Genomic DNA, 17029 nt, shown 5'->3' with positions numbered 1-17029 from the left:
TGAATGATTGTTTTCAAATTGCGAATGATTGCGTTCCGGATTGCGAATGATTGTATTTTGATTGCGAATGATTGTTTTCAAATTGCGAATGATTGTGTTCCGGATTACGAATGTTTGTATTCCGATTACGAATGATTGTATTCAGGATTACAAATGATTGTGTTCCAATTGCGAATGATTGTGTTTTGATTGCGAATGATGGATTAAAATCCATCCCTACAATATATTTTGTTCCTCCGGAACGTTTTTATGAAATTCCGTAGGAATTCTTTATTTTTAAAATTAGGATTTCGATCCATCAAGAAAGAATGGCATAATTACTTTTAAAATAGAAATCGAAATGACAAGATTGTGTGAGATGGTTCCGCAGGAACAAAACATTTTATTACCTCAGCTCCTGTAAGTAAACTTTAGTCTATTTTCTATAATCTATAATCTTGCCTCTTTCATCTTGGCTCTATTCTCTATTTTCTATTCTCTTTTCCTAATCCCCAATAATCTCAAGAACCGGTATATCATCCATTTTTTCTAAACGTTCTGCGAGTCCTGTTCTGGCTTCTATTAATTCTTCTTCGGCTTTGATTAGTTCTTTGTACCATTTATCCTTTCCGGTTTTTGAATTTTCGATTTTGCGCATGATTTCATAAATTTCACCTTCAGCTTCCATTACTTTCAATCTTTTGTAATACGTGAGGCTTTCGGTCATATGTGCGAGTGCAATCATAGCGGTCAAAAACGGATGATTATTGGTTACGTTGACGTCTTTAATTTTTCCGTGTTCGAGTTCTACTTTCAAGGCAAAAGCAAATTCTTCCATATTAAAAGCTTCATATTTGCTTTTCGGATTTAAATAAGCCTTGATCGCTTCGACATTATTCATTGTAGACAAATCAACGTCAGTTTCTTTTTTATCGTTTAAATCCTTAAAAACCACGTTTGCAATTGCTCTTGCTTCGGCAATTGTTGGATCATTTTTAGGATTTTCGAAATCACGCGTCGACCAATCCCAGTTTTGTGGATGTACAGGTTTTAAGTATTTTTCGCAGAAATCCGTTACATCGTTTTTTAAGCTTACCATTTCATTGTCTCTTTTGATGTAAACATCCTGGTAAGCACCGCTCTTTGTTCCCATAATTATATTTTTTATTTTTTTTTGAAAATACAAACGACACATTTACCGAGATATATGTGCCGTTTTTTTACTTTTTTTTTATTTGTCTGAGGCTAAACGCTTCTTCTTCCGCTAATTAGTGATATAATGAATAAAACTAAGAATATGAAGAATAAAACTTTAGCAATACTTGCTGCTCCAGCGGCAATTCCGCCAAAACCAAATATTCCGGCTATGATAGCGAGAATAATAAAGATAACTGTATAACGTAACATAAGCTTGTGATTTTAGTTGATAATGATTTTGTTTGTTACTCAAATTTCATGCTTTTTAAAGAGATGCATTAACTCAAAACATTCTATTTTTAGCGCTATTAAATCTCTTTTAAGCCAAATTGATTTGATAGTTCTGTATAAGTTCTGAAAAAGCAATTTCGCTATGCGAAAAATTAGATTTATTGCTTCGACATTTTTTGGCGCGATCAAAATATTTCTGAATCGAACCGTCTTCATAAGTCGAAACCAACAACGGATGAACGTAATAATTGCGGCATACATTTCTGGTATTTCCCAAAGCTTCGGCCGTAGTATCAAAAGCAGATAAGATGTTCTTTTTTATTTCTTTTTCGTCAGAAGTAATTCCAATATCCATTAAAGTTTCAAAAAACACAATCGATGCCGCCCAGGTTCTAAAATCTTTGGCACTAAAATATTTTCCTGAAATTTCATGCAGATATTCATTGACCATGTGACTGTCTAAAACCTTTCTTTCTCCGTTTTTATCGTAATATTTAAAAACTTCCCAACCCGGAATTTCCTCACAACGACTCACCAACTTTACCAATTGTTTGTTTCGGGTTGTGATCGTGTGTTTTTTTCCTTTTTTTCCGATGAATTCAAATCTCAGGGAATTTTTATTGATATTGATGTGGCGTTTTCTTAAAGTCGAAAGTCCGTATGATTTATTGTCTTTGGCGTATTTCTCGTTTCCGATTCTGATATGCGTTTCTTCCATTAACCGAATCACCAAAGCGATTACTTTTTCTTTCGACCATTCTTTTTGTTCTAAATCTTCGTCGACTTGTTTTCTGATTAAAGGCAATTTGGTTCCAAATTCAGCTATTTTGTAAAATTTAGTCTGATTTCGGATCAAATTCCATTTAGGATGATATCTGTATTGTTTTCTGTTTTTATCGTCTAAACCAACGGCTTGTAAATGACCGTTTGGCAAATCCGAAATCTGAACATTTACCCAAGCCGGCGGAAGTACCAAACTGCTAAAACGTTTCAATTCGCTTTTTTGCTTAATACAGCGTCCGTTCTTTTTATACACAAAACCCTCCTCGCCTTCACAACGTTCAATGGGTAATTTTTGATTGTTTATATACACTAAATCCAATTTATCAATCACCAAATGTGGCGTTTTGATAAGCTGATTCATTAGTTTTTCGGTTTTGGCTGCTGCATTCATGGTCGTTTGGTTTATATAGCCACGCCCGATAGCTATCGGGATTAGAGATTCAAAAGATTATTTCCGATATTCAACTTATCTTTCCTCCCGCTAACTATCAGGAGTGGCGTATTTTAATTTTAATTATTTCGTAAAGAATGAATAAGATTCTTCTTCGACATATACGAACGTCCCGGAATACCAACTCGTCGTGCTTGCTGATATAATTCGGCTTTTGTCCATTCGTTATATGGTTTTGCATGTCCGCCTTTTACACCGGCATCTGGCGTATTGGCAATTCGAGCCGATTTTTCTTTACTATATCCTATTTCTAAAAGTGCTCGATATTGTTCTTCATTTTTAATTCTTGAATCTGGCATCACTTAAACTTTTGAGATTAATAATTCTGTCAATATGGTATTCCAAAATTCGTTTATAAATAATTGCGAGTCGTTATACAATTCCTGTAATAATTTTCATAATTAACTCTATGTCATATTATTAAAATTCAGACATAAAAAAAATCCCAATTCAATAAGAATTGGGATTTTTACTAAATTATGTAATTACACTATTACGTTATCCTTGTAATACATTATAAGCTAGCCTAATTGCAAAAATTGTATTTATAATAATCAAAGTGAATAAATATCCTTTTAAATAGCGTTTCTTATAAGGCAGATCTTTATTAATAAAAATTGTTGTAATAAATGCTAAAAACAGACACAATACAGGAAAACTGATCACAAGCCCTACAATTCCGCTAATTATCATTGCAGAACTATTTGCTGAATTGTAAGTACCATCTAAATTGTAAGTTCCCATTATTCTTGACATAAGAATCATAAAAATTGAATTTAGAATTATCAAACCCAACGTAATAAAAAAGAGTTTTTGATTTGAAATATTAGCAATCTTATCTTTTAGATTTTTTTCCGAAGTAATGCTTTCCATTGTCAATTTTAGTTCTTTAAAGTTATTTATCTATTTCTAATTTTATATTATGAGAAAGAATAAGCAAAAACGTCAAAATCAGCATTATTAAATTTAAAGCTGCTTACTTTTTTAATTCCCATTTTTTCATGCGCTCTCAAAGAAGCTTCATTATCGCCTTTTATGAATAATACCCCTTCTCGATTGGGTTCTTTCTGCAAAAGTTCTTTAAACATTAGTTGCGCCAAACCTTTTCCGCGTTGCGTATTGCTAACACAAACAGGACCATAAATATAAGAATCCGAATTAGCTTTATACGAAGTAAACATTGCGTCTACAATCGCTAAATTTCGTTTTTTATTCACCTCTTGCGAAGTCGTCAATAAAAAACCAACAACCTCATCATCAACAATTGCAACAATCTGTGGCATATCGCTCATCATTTCCCGAATTTGTTCCGACGTAAGTTCTGCCGATAAACTTCCGCCTTGAGCGATTTGATTCTCTTTCTGAAGTTTTACAATTCCAGGTAAATCTGCAAGTGTTGCTGCTTTTATGATTGTATTTGATGTATTCATTGAAAAGATAATTAAAAATTAAAATCTAATTTAAGCAGAACTATTCTTATTACAATCATTATTTACTTTTTGAATTTAACTTTATAATGATCGCTGATAATTCTTTTTCCAAACCTTTCCGATCAGCGAGACTATTAGACAAGATAATAAAACCCGAATCAAGATCCGGAAAACAATATACTGATGATCTCGAGCCTCCTGTACCTCCTGTATGTTCATATATTTTGTAGCCTTCGGGAGTTGTGTGAAGAAACCAATTTAATCCCAAATCGCCCTCTGTACCGCTAAATGTAAACTGATGAGATAGCTTAATACTTTGTAAAACATCTTTATTATTTGCGATAATATATTTAGTCATATCAAAAGTATTTGAACGCAATCCCCCAATCGCAGGCATTATTGCATTGTCCCAAAACGGAATAACTTCTCTTTTTTTATTATGTGCCAGCGCAATATTCTTTTTATCAACCTTTGAAAGATCTTTAGTTGTATAACTCATTTCCAAAGGTTTTAGAATAAATTGTTGTACGAGAGAAAAGTAATCTTTCTGATATTGATCTTCTAAAACTATTCCTAATATCCCCACGGCCATATTTGAGTACGTATATTTAACTCCGGGCAAAGTATCCATTTTCATTTCGTGAAGTCCCTCAAAAAGCAATTCTTTTGTATAACTGGCATATGGATTTAGCGAATCCCATTCTGCTCGTTTCCATAAATTCGGAAATATTCTTGTTATTCTCGAAGTATGATTAGAAAGATCCTGAATCTTTATCGATTTGCCATTGTAGGCTAAATTTTGGTAATCGCCTTTTAAATATTTCTGAAGATTATCATCCAGTTTGATTTTTTTATCCAAAGTGGCTTGCGCAAGCACGATTCCTGTAAAAGTTTTTGTGATAGAACCTAATTCGTAAATAGTTTTGTTTGTAGGCAAAATATTTTTTCCGTTCTCAATTGAACCGTAATTATAAAAATATTTTTTCCCGTCGAGAACAATTCCTAATGAAAGCCCAACCGCTTTTGGGTCTTTATAATACGTTTTTACGTTTTTGTCTATCAGAGAATCTAATGAAGTTTTTAAATTATTATCTGATTTTACCTGAGAAAAACATAAAAAAGGAAACAAAAGAAGAATCTTAAAAGGCAGAACTTTAAACATAAAACACTTTATCATAAGACATTACATTTAGTTTTTAGCTAAACGAAAATACAAATTAAAGTTCTGATTTCGAAAAATAATCTATTAGGGTATTTATAAGGAATGCTTAAAACTTAAAATCAATTTACACTAAGCTTGTGCTAGTAAATAATTACCTTTATGAAGCTAACTCAATATGTTCAAGTTATAACTCAATTTAATACTTATTAAAACTATTAAACTAATGGGAGAATTGTTTGAGCAAGGTCAATATATATTGAACGATCTATTGCAACTCTAATAGATGTTGGTAAAAAAGAGTAAAAATCATGTTCTTCATTAACATTTGTTCGGAAGAAAAGTTTTACTGTACGATTTTGATCGGTAAATACTGTTCCTTTATTTGCTAAATCATCTAATTCAAATAAACTTAATGATTCGCTAAGTTTAGCTGATATAATTAATGGGATATTTTTTGAAGAAAAACCAATTGAATAACGAGATAGATCAATATTTTGATTATGTCTACCAAAATATTCCCAAATAATATTCGTAGGATTCTTTGCGGAAAATAAAACAAAGATTGCTTGGTCTAGAACATCACCATTCTCCATATCGTAATCATTATCGTTAATATTCCTTAAATAGGCAATTTTATATGTCAAATTACCTATTTTAAAATTAAAGGTAACTCTTAAAATTCTTACAATTTTATTCATATTATTTAGATTATTTGTTTTATATTTTTTTATCGGTTTGATTATATTTTTATCAAAATCAATAATTAATTTAAATCTTTTGATTACTAATATTATGTTGATTATTATACTCTGCCCTTTCCATTACTTTACTTTACTCTGCTAAAACCTTAATATACGCATACGAAATCTTATCTGATCCATTATTAAAAATAGTAATTTCATTAAATCCCTCAATATTTTTCCATCTTATTAGATCTTTTGGATTTTTGAATTCAGGCTCTACTTTTGTTAATCCAAATATTTCAATATTATCTTCATTAAAATCATATTTTTCTAAGTCATTAATGGTTATCCAATCAGCTTTCTCATTTACAAATATTATTTCAAATTTATTATTTTGATAATAACCTTTTTGGCAAGCAGTATTTTTACATGGTGTAGAACTCTCAGAAAACGGTTCTAGTTTATTAGGTTTTCCAAGTATTTTTTCAACTTCCGTTTTACTTTTACTTGCAAGACTCTTAATATCGATTACATTGGGACTTTGTGTTTTTGATTGTTTTGATTGATTACAAGAAATTGATGTGGCAATTATTATTAGTAATAGTATTAATTTCTTCATGATTATTTTTTTTATTTATAGTTTGATTAAAATTATATGAAATCAAAACAAATATTAGATTTTTATAAATATCTGTTTTACGGAAAACCATATTTTATATAAAATTTTATTAATAGTAAGTATACTATCAAATAAAAAAAACGACAACCCACATTTATACTTGTTTATAAACACAATATCCAAATCCTGTAACATTATCCAAAAATGCTGTAAGACATTCCTTTACTATATGGACTACTTTATATTTAAACTAGAACACCTAAAAGTTAACTTAATCGCACTTTACCTTTTTTAAACTTCCGGATTTCATGTCTAATTCCAGACAGGTTTGCTTTACTAAAACCATTTTATTATTTACAACTTTGTATTCCGCGTCTCTCTGTTTCGATCCTGCACAACATTCACTATGTTCGGTAATTCTTTTCGTTTTACTATCAAATTCTAACGAGCTTCCGCTAAAAGTACTTTGAAAATATTTTCCGGTCTGAGAATCAAAAAGAAAATACAAACTCGAAGAATCTGGTCCGGCAGATCCTGCTTCATAAACAGAAAAATCGTCTATACCATCAAAATTATAATCTCCAATACTTATATTATTCAATCCCAAAAGCTGACATTCTAAATCAAATTTCTGAATTAGTTTATTGGTCTTCTTCTCTAAAATTTTGACTCCTGTCACTTTCGCAAAATCACCTTTAGTTTTCGAAATAATCAACTTAAAGTATTTACCTTTTAGTGAAACCGGTTGCAGAATTTCTTTGTTTTTCCATGCTGAGGCATCTCCATCTTTAATTTCAAATGTTTTTGATAAAGTAATGATAAGCTCTTTTTTTGTGTTTAAATCCACCCAGATTCCTTCCAGATTCTTGCTTTTAGGATTAAAATTTTCAAAAGTCATTTTAGCAGTATTCTTACCCGTTTTATCTTTTTCATAAAAGGTTAAGGTTTTATTCTTTAAAGTTCCGCTTATTTCTATTGGAGTATTATAATTAGAATAGGTATAAATGGCATTTCCAGATCCATCTGAACTAATATCCGTGATAAATTCTATCGGATACTTGTCTATAAATCCCGTATAAGTTGTTTGTGCTGTTAATTGAATTGAAGCTAAAAAAAGTAATGCTATTAAAATTTTCTGCTGAATTGTGGGATTTGCTATAGCATTCATAAAATATTAGGTTCAATTATTTGTTTGTTTTTTTTATTAATTACGGTATTCTTTAAGTTTAATACTTTTTATTCTATATTATTTCAAGATCCAATATCGTCAATTGAATCTTCCGGAATAGCTTTTCGTTTAATTAATTTTAGACCAAATCTTATCATATAGATTATTATTATAGTGAGAAAAAAAACTAGCACTATGAAAGCTATTAGATACCAAAAATCTTCATTCGTCGATGCTTTTATATAGCTTATAACTGCTTCTAACAAAGTTCCATAGGTCACAATGAATAATAAGCCTCCAATAAAAATTAAAAACAAACCTATAATCTTTTTTATTAATGTCATGAAACCGAAGTATTGTCAATCAAATCCGGAAAAATCTCAGTCATTACATTTTTTTCGAATTCTAAATCACTAATCTTTTTTTGACAACTCCCAAAGAGAAGTATCATAAAAAGTAAAGTCAATTGTAATGGTTTTATCATAATCCTTAATAGGCAATTCGCTTAAAAAGCGGTTTTCTTGTGCTAATATAAAACTATTTCTATTACAAAATAACTTACAATAACAGCATAATATCCAAATCCTGTAACATTATCCAAAAATGCTGTAAGACATTCCTTTACAATCTGAATAATTTTACATTATAACATTTAAACTATAAAATCATGAAAAGAATACTAATAGCCGGAAAAGCAATTTTGGGAGCAGGACTAATTATAATATTTCTGAATTCTTGTAAAAATGAAACTAAACAAGAAGATCCAAAAGAAGTTGCTGAAGACACAAACGAAGCCAAATTTGACTCTATTGCGGAGAAAAAAGATGATTCGGATTTTTTAGTAGATATCGCAGAAGTGAATCTTGCTGAAATCGAAATCGGAAAACTGGCTCAAACAAAAAGTACCAATCCTGAGGTGAAGAAATTTGGAAAAATGCTTGTTGATGAGCATACCAAATCGGCTTCTGAAGTTAGTGCTTTAGCTAAAGCTAAAAACTTCACTTTACCAATTTCGATTACCGAAGATGGAAAAGAGGAATACAAAAAACTAAATGAAAAATCGGGTCTTGATTTTGATAAAAAGTTCGCTGATATGATGATCGACGGACACGAAAAAGCAATTAAAGAATTGCAAAAAGCAACTGAAGATGCAAAAGACCAAGACGTTAAGCTTTGGGCTTCAAATAATATAGCACCGCTTACAGCTCATTTAGAGCATGCAAAATTGCTAAAACAAGATTTAGATAAAAAGTGATCTTTTTAAAGGTACTGAGATACTTTTTTAAAGGTACTGAGATACTAAGGAACTGAGATTCTAAGATTTTTACTTAGAAGCTCAAAAAAATAATCGATTGTTATTTATTTTCCAAAACCCCTTGAGAGTTGAATTGCTTGAGGGGTTTTTCCTTTTTAAGGTTCTAAGCTACTGAGGTTCTGAGGTACTAAGTTTTTTCTTTTTTAGGCGCAAAGAGATAAAGGCTGAATCCGCAATTTTGTCAAGCCGTTCCGGAGGAACAAGATATATTGTAGGGATGGATTTTAATCCATCATACGCAAAGAATGTCAAATAAACACAAAAAAAGACGCACTGCTGTGCGCCTCTACAAAACCTTTGCCCCTTTGTTACTCTGAACCTCTGTACCTATCAAGAAAGCTCCCCAGCAATCATTTTACCTTTATAAAAAACGCCTTCTCTTTTTGGTAAACGTGCTACGGCTTCAGCGGAACAGCTTGCTTTTACCAGAATAAAATTGGCTTCATTATCAACTGCCGGCCATACACGAGTTCCTGCGTCATTAAGCGGTAATATTTCGTCTTTTGTAGCGATGTGTAAAGATCTGCTTAGATTATATTCGTCTGTCCAACCGTAAAGTTGTGCGCATAATTTTGCTTTTTCGAGCATATCGCAACTTCCGAAAGGCTGCCAATGATCGACAATACTATCTGTTCCAGTCATAAGTTTTACACCGTATTTTTTCAAAGTCGGAATTGGCATAACCGTTTTCCCAATCGGAATTCCTGACACTACTCCTATTCCAAGATTTCCCATTTGCTCGGCAATTTTCTCTAAATCTTTTGGATCCATTCTGGCAAGCGCAAAACCGTGACTTATATATGTTTTCCCTTGTAATTGTTTGTTTTCTTCGGTCTTTTTAATCATGTATTCAATCGCAGCTTTACCAGATGGTATCGATTCATGTAAGTGTATGTCGACACCTTTATTATTATCAAGTGCAATTTGAAACATCACATCAAGTGATTTTTCCATATTTCCGTCAACATTTGTGGGATCAAGTCCGCCAATAAAGTCAATTCCCATTGTGGCAGCTTCTCTCAACAAAGGTTCTGATTTTGAATAAAGGATTCCATGTTGCGGAAAAGCTACTATTTCCCAACCAAAACTGTCTTTATTTTTCTCTAAAGCTGCTTGTAGATGTTCCAAACTTTTCAATCCGCTTACAGGATCAATATTGCATTGGCAACGCGCAAAATAACTTCCCTGACTTTGCATTAGTTTAATTGCTTCTTCGGCTTTATGTTGTGAATCTGGCAATAATTTCGGAATCAATGTTTGCTCCAGCGTAATCATGTCTTTTACCGTATAGCCTTTTCGTGGTGCGGCATTCCAGGTTCCGCTTCCATAATACGTTTTATCGATATGAATGTGCATATCTCGTAATCCGGGAAGCATCAAAAGTCCTTTTGCATCAACTGTTTTTATTTTTAAAGCTGGCTTTCCTGACGTAATACTTTTAATTTTACCATTGGCAATATGAATATTATACAAAGCTGTTTTGGTCGCTACAACTTCATTTTTTTCATTGTATTCAAAACCGTCTTCTAATCGAACATTGATTAAAATATATTCTTTCAAATCTCCGCCTTTATTTTCTGAAGACATCACATTTGTCATTGCGTTTGCGCCAATTCCTGAAAACAAAGCGGCTCCGGTGGCTGCGGCTCCAAGTCCTAAGAATTTCTTTCTGCTTATTTTATTTTCTTCCATAAATTATATTTGAATTTTGCAGTTTGGTTTTATTTAAAAAAATCCTGTTAGCAATAAAAACATTGCTTTGCAAAAATCGTATAGAATTTAAAATGAGAACGGTAATATTACGGATAAGGATGGTAAAAATTATAACTTTCTTTAAAATCTCCGGGTGATTTCCCCGCATACTTTTTAAATACTTTGCTGAAATAAGCATTATCATTAAAGCCAAGCTGATACGCTATTTCTTTTATAGACAAATCTGTACTGGTCAGTAAACGCTTGGCTTCAAGTATGGTTCTCTCTTTTATAACATCGCCAGCGGGCATTTTCAAGTATTTCTGAGAAAGGATATTAAGGTAATTAGGCGTAATATTTAGTTTATTCGAATAAAAGTTAACTGATGATTCCTGATTAAAATGACTGTCAAGTAATGCGATAAAATTTTTGATCACTTTTTCAGGTTTTGTAGCCGATTCATGTTCGGGAAATTGTCTTAAAAACTCCTTTTGCAGCAATTTCAATAATAAATGCAAACGAAGCAATACAATTTCTTTTGTAAGCTGATCATTTTGAGGCAATATCAATTCTATTTCCTGTAATTGGTTTTTAAATCCCAAAAATTCTTCCTCATTTAAAGAAAGACAAGCAGGAACGCTTTGTTCGAAAAACGGAAACTGAACCAAATTTGGAAAAATAGTAACTATTTCGCCCGAAAGCATCAGCTGAAATCCTGTTGTATCAACATCTAAAGACCAATTATGAACTTGTCCAGGTCTTATAAAATAAACCTGATAATCGGTTACATTATGTTTTGTAAAATCGACATTGTGAACACCAGAACCTTTTTCGACAAAAAAAACGAGATAGAAATCGTGTTTATGAGGTTGCTCAAACTCATTTCGTCCCTTTACGCTATGGCGAAACAAAGTAATATCTAAAGTTTCTTCTCCAAGTATATTACCAACTGATAAAGTAGGAATCGATTGTTTATTCAAAGCAAAATAGGATTTGGTTGTTCCTTTTCAAAATTAATAATTAAATGATATAAGTCTATAAAAGAATAAAAAAAGGCCCGACGTTATTAAAGTCAGGCCTTTTAAGTATTTATATAAAAATTTTAAAATCTCGCAAAGGCGCTAAGTCGCAAAGTTTTTAACCTCTGAACCTTTGCATCTCTGTACCTCTGAACCTCTTCTTCGTTACTTAAGAGAAGCCATATCAATTACAAAACGATATTTAATATCTCCTTTAAGCAATCTTTCGTAAGCATCGTTTACTTCATTAACGCCAATTATTTCAATATCTGCAGTGATATTGTGTTCAGCACAAAAATCAAGCATTTCCTGAGTTTCTGCGATTCCGCCAATAGCAGATCCGGCAAAACTTCTTCTTCCTAATATAAGACTAAATGAAGTTACAGGAAGTGGTTCCATAGGCGCGCCAACCAAAGTTAACGTTCCATCTACTTTAAGTAAATTCAAATACGAATCTATATTGTGCTCTGCAGATACGCAATCTAAGATAAAGTTAAGTGTTTTGGCGTGTTTTGCCATTTGTTCAGCATCTGTAGACAAAACTACTTCATCTGCTCCAAGGCGTTTTGCGTCTTCGGTTTTAGATAATGAAGTTGTGAAAACTACAACATGAGCGCCCATTGCTTTTGCCAATTTGATTCCCATATGTCCTAAACCGCCAATACCAACGATTCCGACTTTTTGTCCAGGACCAACTTTCCAGTGTTTTAATGGCGAATATGTTGTGATTCCTGCGCAAAGTAAAGGTGCAACTCCTGCAAGATCCAGTTTATCTGAAATATGCAATACATAATTTTCATCGACTGTAATACTTTGAGAATATCCTCCAAAAGTTTGTCCGCCTAAATGTTTGTCCGGAGAATTGAAAGTCAATGTACTTCCTTCATCACAAAACTGCTCTAAATCATTTTTGCAATGCTCACATTCTCTACAAGAATCAACCATACAGCCAACTCCGGCAAGATCGCCAACTTTGAAATGTTTTACGTGATCTCCTACTTTTGTTACTCGTCCAACGATTTCATGTCCCGGAACTATTGGATAAACTGTTCCATGCCACTCGTTTCTGGCAGAATGTAAATCTGAATGACAGATTCCGCAATATAAGATTTCAATTTCTACATCATGCGCCAAAACTGTTCTACGTTTGATGTCTAATGTTTGTAATGGTGCTTCTGCAGCTTCTGTACCAAAGGCTTTTATGTTTTTTGTTTCCATTTTTTTGTTTTTTTTGTTTCAGGTTTTCTTTGTTTCAGGTTTCAAGTTTGATAATTGTAATCTTAAATGAGTTTCACGCAGATTTTACTGATTTAAGCAGATCTAAACCGATTTTTGTTTCTTTCGAAGATGTTTTTTTGTTTCTCGCAGATTTGGCAGATTGCTCCGCCTGTTCGCTATCGCTCGGGTGAGCAGATTTTTCTGATTCTAATAATACTATTAACCATTGAATTTGTAAATTTTTACTCCTTTTATAGAAATCCTTTTAATCAAGAGTAGTAAAAAGTGTGCAAAAAAAAATCTGCCAAATCTGCGAGAAAAATTTCATCATTAATAAGTCAAAAAGAGAATAAGTTTCTACATTAAAGAATTATCTAATTAGATTATTTTCCAAAACTAAAGTACTCTTCATCTGTAACGCTTTCCAGCCAGATTCCTTTTCCTTTGTCGATTTCTGTAATGATGCTAATGTGTGAAAATCGGCTGAACGGTGTTGCGCCATACCAATGTTCTATGCCAGGTAAAATCGTAATTACCTCATCTTTATGAAGTAAACGAATAGCAGCGCCTTTTTCCTGAAAATAGCCAATTCCGTCAGTAGCGATAAACAATTGCAAACTTGCATTAATATGCCATTTGCATCTTGCACCCGGTTCGAAGGAAACTTCTTTAATCATGGTGTTGTCCGGATGAATATTGCTGGTTTGTTTTTTATAAGAAACATCACCAGTCATAAATGTATTTGGGACTTTGCCCTCTTCAATAGCGGAAGTATAAAGTGTTGACATAAAATTGATTTTTTGAGATTGATTTTTATTTAAAAAAAGATCTAACAATACCGTTAATCATCGTTAGATCAACCAACAACACTTTAACTTTAATTATTTAAAGCTATTATATTGTTCGTCTGTTACCGGTTCAAGCCAGTCTACAATACCTTTTTCTGTATTTGTACTGATTGCGATATGAGTAAATTCGCCATCTGGAGAAGCTCCGTGCCAATGTTTAATTTCAGGATGAATGTTTACAACATCGCCTTCTTTTAACAATTGAATTGGCTTCCCTACTTCTTGGTAAAAACCTGTTCCTTGGGTAACTATTAAAATTTGACCTCCGGGATGTGTGTGCCAGTTGTTGCGTGCGCCGGCTTCAAAAACCACATTTCCTACGGCCGTATTTAAAATCGGATCATTTGGAACCAACATCTTCACCCATGCTTTTCCTGTAAAATAATCCGCTGAAGCTAAGTCTCCTTTTGGGAAAATAGATTCATTTAATTGATTTTCTGGTTCTTTCATAATTATTTGTTTTTTAATATCAGTGCCGGAAACTAAATCAGAAAGCTAGAATGCGCTTTATAGAAGTTATATTTAGTCAGCTAAAAACCGATAAGTGGTTAATACTAATTATTTGAAGGCAAAATTACTTTAGCAACGACAATTAGAAATAACAATAATCAAACAAAAAATTAAGAATATGAAACAATTTATGTTCTTAATGATTTCGGAATTGTTCCTGTAAGTCTTTTAAAGTAATTATTAAAATAGCTCGGATATTCGAATCCAAGAGAATATCCAATGTCTGAGATACTCCAATCTGTGTGATGCAATAATGCTTTTGCTTCACTGATAATTCTTTCGGTAATATGCGCCGTTGTCGGCTTTCCTGTGATTTCTTTTACAGAACGATTTAGATGATTCACATGAACCGCAAGGCTTTGTGCATAATCTTGTGGCGTCTTTAAAGCCAATGGTTCGTTCTTGGTTTCTATTGGAAATTGTCTTTCTAATAATTCCAAAAATAAAGAAGTGATTCGGGAAGAAGCATTTTTATGTTTAAAGAAATTTTCTGAAGGCTGCATTTTCATTGATTCATGAATAATCAGATTGATATAATTTCGAATTAAATCATCTTTAAAAACATAATCAGTTTCCTGTTCTTCAATCATTTTCTTAAACAACGAATCTATAAACACCTTTTGTTCAGCAGATAAGGTAAAAATAGGAGTTCCGCCAATTTTAAACAAAGGCGATTCATGAAGACTTTCAGAACGATCATTGGCTCTTAAAAATTCTTCGGTAAAAACACAAGCATATCCTTCATATTCAGGCGAAATAATTTCCCATGAATATGGAATATGCGGATTTCCGAAGAATAATATAGTACCATCAGTTTCTATACCACGGTCTGCATAATGAATTAAACTCTTACTCGTATTAATACAGATTTTGTAAAAATCCCTGCGGTTATAAGTCGGAATTTTACTGATTGTATCGTTTACTTCGTATACTTTAAAGCCTTTTAGCTTTAAATCGTTTGTACCAAGTTCAGAAGCCTGAAACTCTAATTGATCTTTCATGCCGCAAAGTTATGAAAATCAAACAAAAGTTAGGTTTTGAAAATGTTAAAGAATAGAAAAGCATTTCCGGCGATTACATAAACTGCAATTTCTCTTCTTCTAAATCCAAATAAAGTAAATGCCTGCGGATAATTTCTTCATCCAGAATTTCTTCGTGATTTTTATCCAAAAGCCAATTACGCTGATGCTCGAGTAAATTGAGATAAATAATCTTGGTTTCATCAGACATTAGAATATTATCATCCGTATTTACATGAATATCTTCCCATTTACGAGCAATTTGCTGTAAAATGGGCTGTCTTTCTAATTCGTTGCTATAAGTGCTTTTCAGATGATTTAAAGCGTGATCTGCAAGTTCTCTTTTAATCTGATTATAGATTTCGTCTTCCGGTTTTGTATAATCAGGATCTTTCATGTGGAACTTCTTAATTAAATAAGGCAATGTCAATCCCTGCAAAACCAGCGTTGTCAGGATTACGACAAATGTGATAAACAAGATCAGATTTCGCTGCGGAAACGGCGCTCCATCCAATTGTACGGGAATTGATAAGGCTGCAGCCAAAGAAACTACGCCGCGCATTCCGGTCCAGCCAATTAAAATCGGACCTCTGAATCCCGGATGTCTCGCATCGGCCACTTTAATAAAATTTCTGGCAATAATAGTGGTAAAAACAGCAGCAAAAGCACATAAAATTCTACCCACAATAAGCACGGCTGTAATTAATAATCCGTAACCAATTGCTGATGAAAGACTCACGCCTTCTAATCCGGAAACGATCTCGGGCAAATCAAGTCCGATAAACATAAATATCAATCCATTCAAGATAAAACAGAAACTTTCCCAGACATTCACGCCACGCAAACGCGAACTGCTGCTTAAAAACGAAAGTCTGAAATGTGATAATAATAAACCTCCGCTCACAACGGCAAGAACTCCTGAACTATGAACTTCTTCGGCCGCAATGTATATGATATAAGGTGTAACGAGAGAAAGTATGATATCAGAATTAGCGTCGGTTGGCAAGTATTTATGCAATTTCATGGCAATAAAACCTATTCCAACGCCAATACCAACTCCGCCAAATAACATCCATCCGAAACTTGTAATAGCATCTTGCCAGATAAATTGTCCTGTTCCAACTGTAATCAATGCAAATCTGAAAATAATAAGTGATGATGCGTCGTTTAAAAGACTTTCGCCTTCTAAAATTGATGATAATCTCCGTGGTACTTTTACAAATTTAAGAATTGCTCCTGCGCTAACGGCATCTGGAGGAGAAATGATTCCGCCAAGCAAAAATCCTAATGCTAATGTAAATCCGGGTATAAAATGATTGGCAACCAAAGCCACAGAAAATGCCGTAAAAAACACGACCAAAAAGGCAAAACTGCAAATAATGCGTCGCCAGCGCCATAATTCTTTCCATGAAATATTCCACGCTGCTTCATACAATAATGGCGGAAGAAAGATCACAAAAATAAGTTCCGGATCGATGCGCAACACTGGAATTCCGGGAATAAAACTAATTGCCAATCCTCCTAAAACCAACAAAACAGGGTATGCAACTTTGATTTTATTGCTCAACATTATTAATAAAAGAATAACGATGACAAGGATTAAATAAAACGGAAAATCGTTCAGCATTTGAATAACTTTTTTGAGAAATAATATTGATTAAAAACGATATAGAATTACGCTATCGTCTTTGAACTATCAATATTA

General features: G+C 32.8%; 19 protein-coding genes. 1 reads left to right on the top strand and 18 read right to left on the bottom strand.

Annotation, left to right across the window (positions count from 1 at the left end; translation table 11 throughout):
• Positions 1–13: 13 nt before the first annotated feature.
• The 11 genes from CLU81_RS26680 to CLU81_RS22745 all read right to left on the bottom strand — a co-directional run bounded on the left by CLU81_RS26680 (position 14) and on the right by CLU81_RS22745 (position 7703).
• The gene (locus tag CLU81_RS26680; RefSeq protein ID WP_144444544.1) at positions 14–214 is read right to left on the bottom strand and encodes a hypothetical protein; all 201 of its coding nucleotides are present in this window, start codon (positions 212–214) and stop codon (positions 14–16) included.
• A 270-nt stretch (positions 215–484) separates the two neighbouring features.
• On the bottom strand, positions 485–1132 hold the full coding sequence (locus tag CLU81_RS22790; protein ID WP_099711917.1) for a DUF5661 family protein: 648 nt from the start codon (positions 1130–1132) through the stop codon (positions 485–487).
• A 92-nt stretch (positions 1133–1224) separates the two neighbouring features.
• On the bottom strand, positions 1225–1386 hold the full coding sequence (locus CLU81_RS22785) for a DUF1328 family protein (protein ID WP_099711916.1): 162 nt from the start codon (positions 1384–1386) through the stop codon (positions 1225–1227).
• A gap of 109 nt (positions 1387–1495) precedes the next feature.
• Positions 1496–2581: a DNA topoisomerase IB gene (locus CLU81_RS22780; protein ID WP_099711915.1), complete on the bottom strand. Its 1086-nt coding sequence runs from the start codon at positions 2579–2581 to the stop codon at positions 1496–1498.
• A 119-nt stretch (positions 2582–2700) separates the two neighbouring features.
• Positions 2701–2940, bottom strand: a complete 240-nt coding sequence (locus tag CLU81_RS22775; protein ID WP_099711914.1) for a Rho termination factor — start codon at positions 2938–2940, stop codon at positions 2701–2703.
• A 199-nt stretch (positions 2941–3139) separates the two neighbouring features.
• Complete coding sequence (locus CLU81_RS22770; RefSeq protein WP_144444543.1) at positions 3140–3406, bottom strand: hypothetical protein; 267 nt, start codon at positions 3404–3406, stop codon at positions 3140–3142.
• Positions 3407–3561: 155 nt separating this feature from the next.
• Complete coding sequence (locus tag CLU81_RS22765; RefSeq protein WP_099711912.1) at positions 3562–4071, bottom strand: GNAT family N-acetyltransferase; 510 nt, start codon at positions 4069–4071, stop codon at positions 3562–3564.
• A 58-nt stretch (positions 4072–4129) separates the two neighbouring features.
• Positions 4130–5248, bottom strand: coding sequence for a serine hydrolase (locus CLU81_RS22760; RefSeq protein WP_099711911.1), 1119 nt, complete (start codon positions 5246–5248; stop codon positions 4130–4132).
• Between the two features lie 200 nt (positions 5249–5448).
• Positions 5449–5931, bottom strand: a complete 483-nt coding sequence (locus CLU81_RS22755) for a hypothetical protein (protein ID WP_099711910.1) — start codon at positions 5929–5931, stop codon at positions 5449–5451.
• Positions 5932–6064: 133 nt separating this feature from the next.
• A complete protein-coding gene (locus CLU81_RS22750; RefSeq protein ID WP_099711909.1) occupies positions 6065–6535 on the bottom strand; it encodes a hypothetical protein in 471 nt (156 codons plus the stop codon).
• A 271-nt stretch (positions 6536–6806) separates the two neighbouring features.
• A complete protein-coding gene (locus CLU81_RS22745) occupies positions 6807–7703 on the bottom strand; it encodes a hypothetical protein (RefSeq protein ID WP_199174587.1) in 897 nt (298 codons plus the stop codon).
• Positions 7704–8370: 667 nt separating this feature from the next.
• On the opposite strand from CLU81_RS22745, the gene CLU81_RS22735 reads away from it, so the two are divergent.
• Positions 8371–8958: a DUF4142 domain-containing protein gene (locus tag CLU81_RS22735; RefSeq protein ID WP_099711907.1), complete on the top strand. Its 588-nt coding sequence runs from the start codon at positions 8371–8373 to the stop codon at positions 8956–8958.
• Between the two features lie 390 nt (positions 8959–9348).
• Here CLU81_RS22735 and CLU81_RS22730 read toward each other — a convergent pair whose 3' ends face one another.
• The 7 genes from CLU81_RS22730 to CLU81_RS22700 form a co-directional block, all read right to left on the bottom strand.
• On the bottom strand, positions 9349–10710 hold the full coding sequence (locus tag CLU81_RS22730) for an amidohydrolase (RefSeq protein WP_099711906.1): 1362 nt from the start codon (positions 10708–10710) through the stop codon (positions 9349–9351).
• Positions 10711–10817: 107 nt separating this feature from the next.
• Positions 10818–11690, bottom strand: coding sequence for an AraC family transcriptional regulator (locus CLU81_RS22725; RefSeq protein WP_099711905.1), 873 nt, complete (start codon positions 11688–11690; stop codon positions 10818–10820).
• Positions 11691–11894: 204 nt separating this feature from the next.
• Positions 11895–12947 carry an NAD(P)-dependent alcohol dehydrogenase gene (locus tag CLU81_RS22720; RefSeq protein WP_099711904.1) on the bottom strand — a complete coding sequence of 351 codons (1053 nt, stop codon included), beginning with the start codon at positions 12945–12947 and terminating at the stop codon, positions 11895–11897.
• Between the two features lie 383 nt (positions 12948–13330).
• Positions 13331–13735, bottom strand: coding sequence for a cupin domain-containing protein (locus tag CLU81_RS22715; RefSeq protein WP_099711903.1), 405 nt, complete (start codon positions 13733–13735; stop codon positions 13331–13333).
• A gap of 93 nt (positions 13736–13828) precedes the next feature.
• Positions 13829–14245 carry a cupin domain-containing protein gene (locus tag CLU81_RS22710; protein ID WP_099711902.1) on the bottom strand — a complete coding sequence of 139 codons (417 nt, stop codon included), beginning with the start codon at positions 14243–14245 and terminating at the stop codon, positions 13829–13831.
• 188 nt (positions 14246–14433) lie between these two features.
• Positions 14434–15306, bottom strand: coding sequence for an AraC family transcriptional regulator (locus tag CLU81_RS22705; protein WP_099711901.1), 873 nt, complete (start codon positions 15304–15306; stop codon positions 14434–14436).
• 73 nt (positions 15307–15379) lie between these two features.
• Entirely contained in the window at positions 15380–16951 is a 1572-nt protein-coding gene (locus CLU81_RS22700) for a Na+/H+ antiporter (RefSeq protein ID WP_099711900.1), read from the bottom strand.
• Positions 16952–17029: the final 78 nt, after the last annotated feature.

Origin of the sequence: Flavobacterium sp. 9 (assembly GCF_002754195.1) — a bacterium.
Classification (GTDB): Bacteria; Bacteroidota; Bacteroidia; order Flavobacteriales; family Flavobacteriaceae; genus Flavobacterium.
The sequence above is the reverse complement of the archived record's forward strand: the minus strand, read 5'-3'. Positions and strand labels throughout refer to the sequence as shown.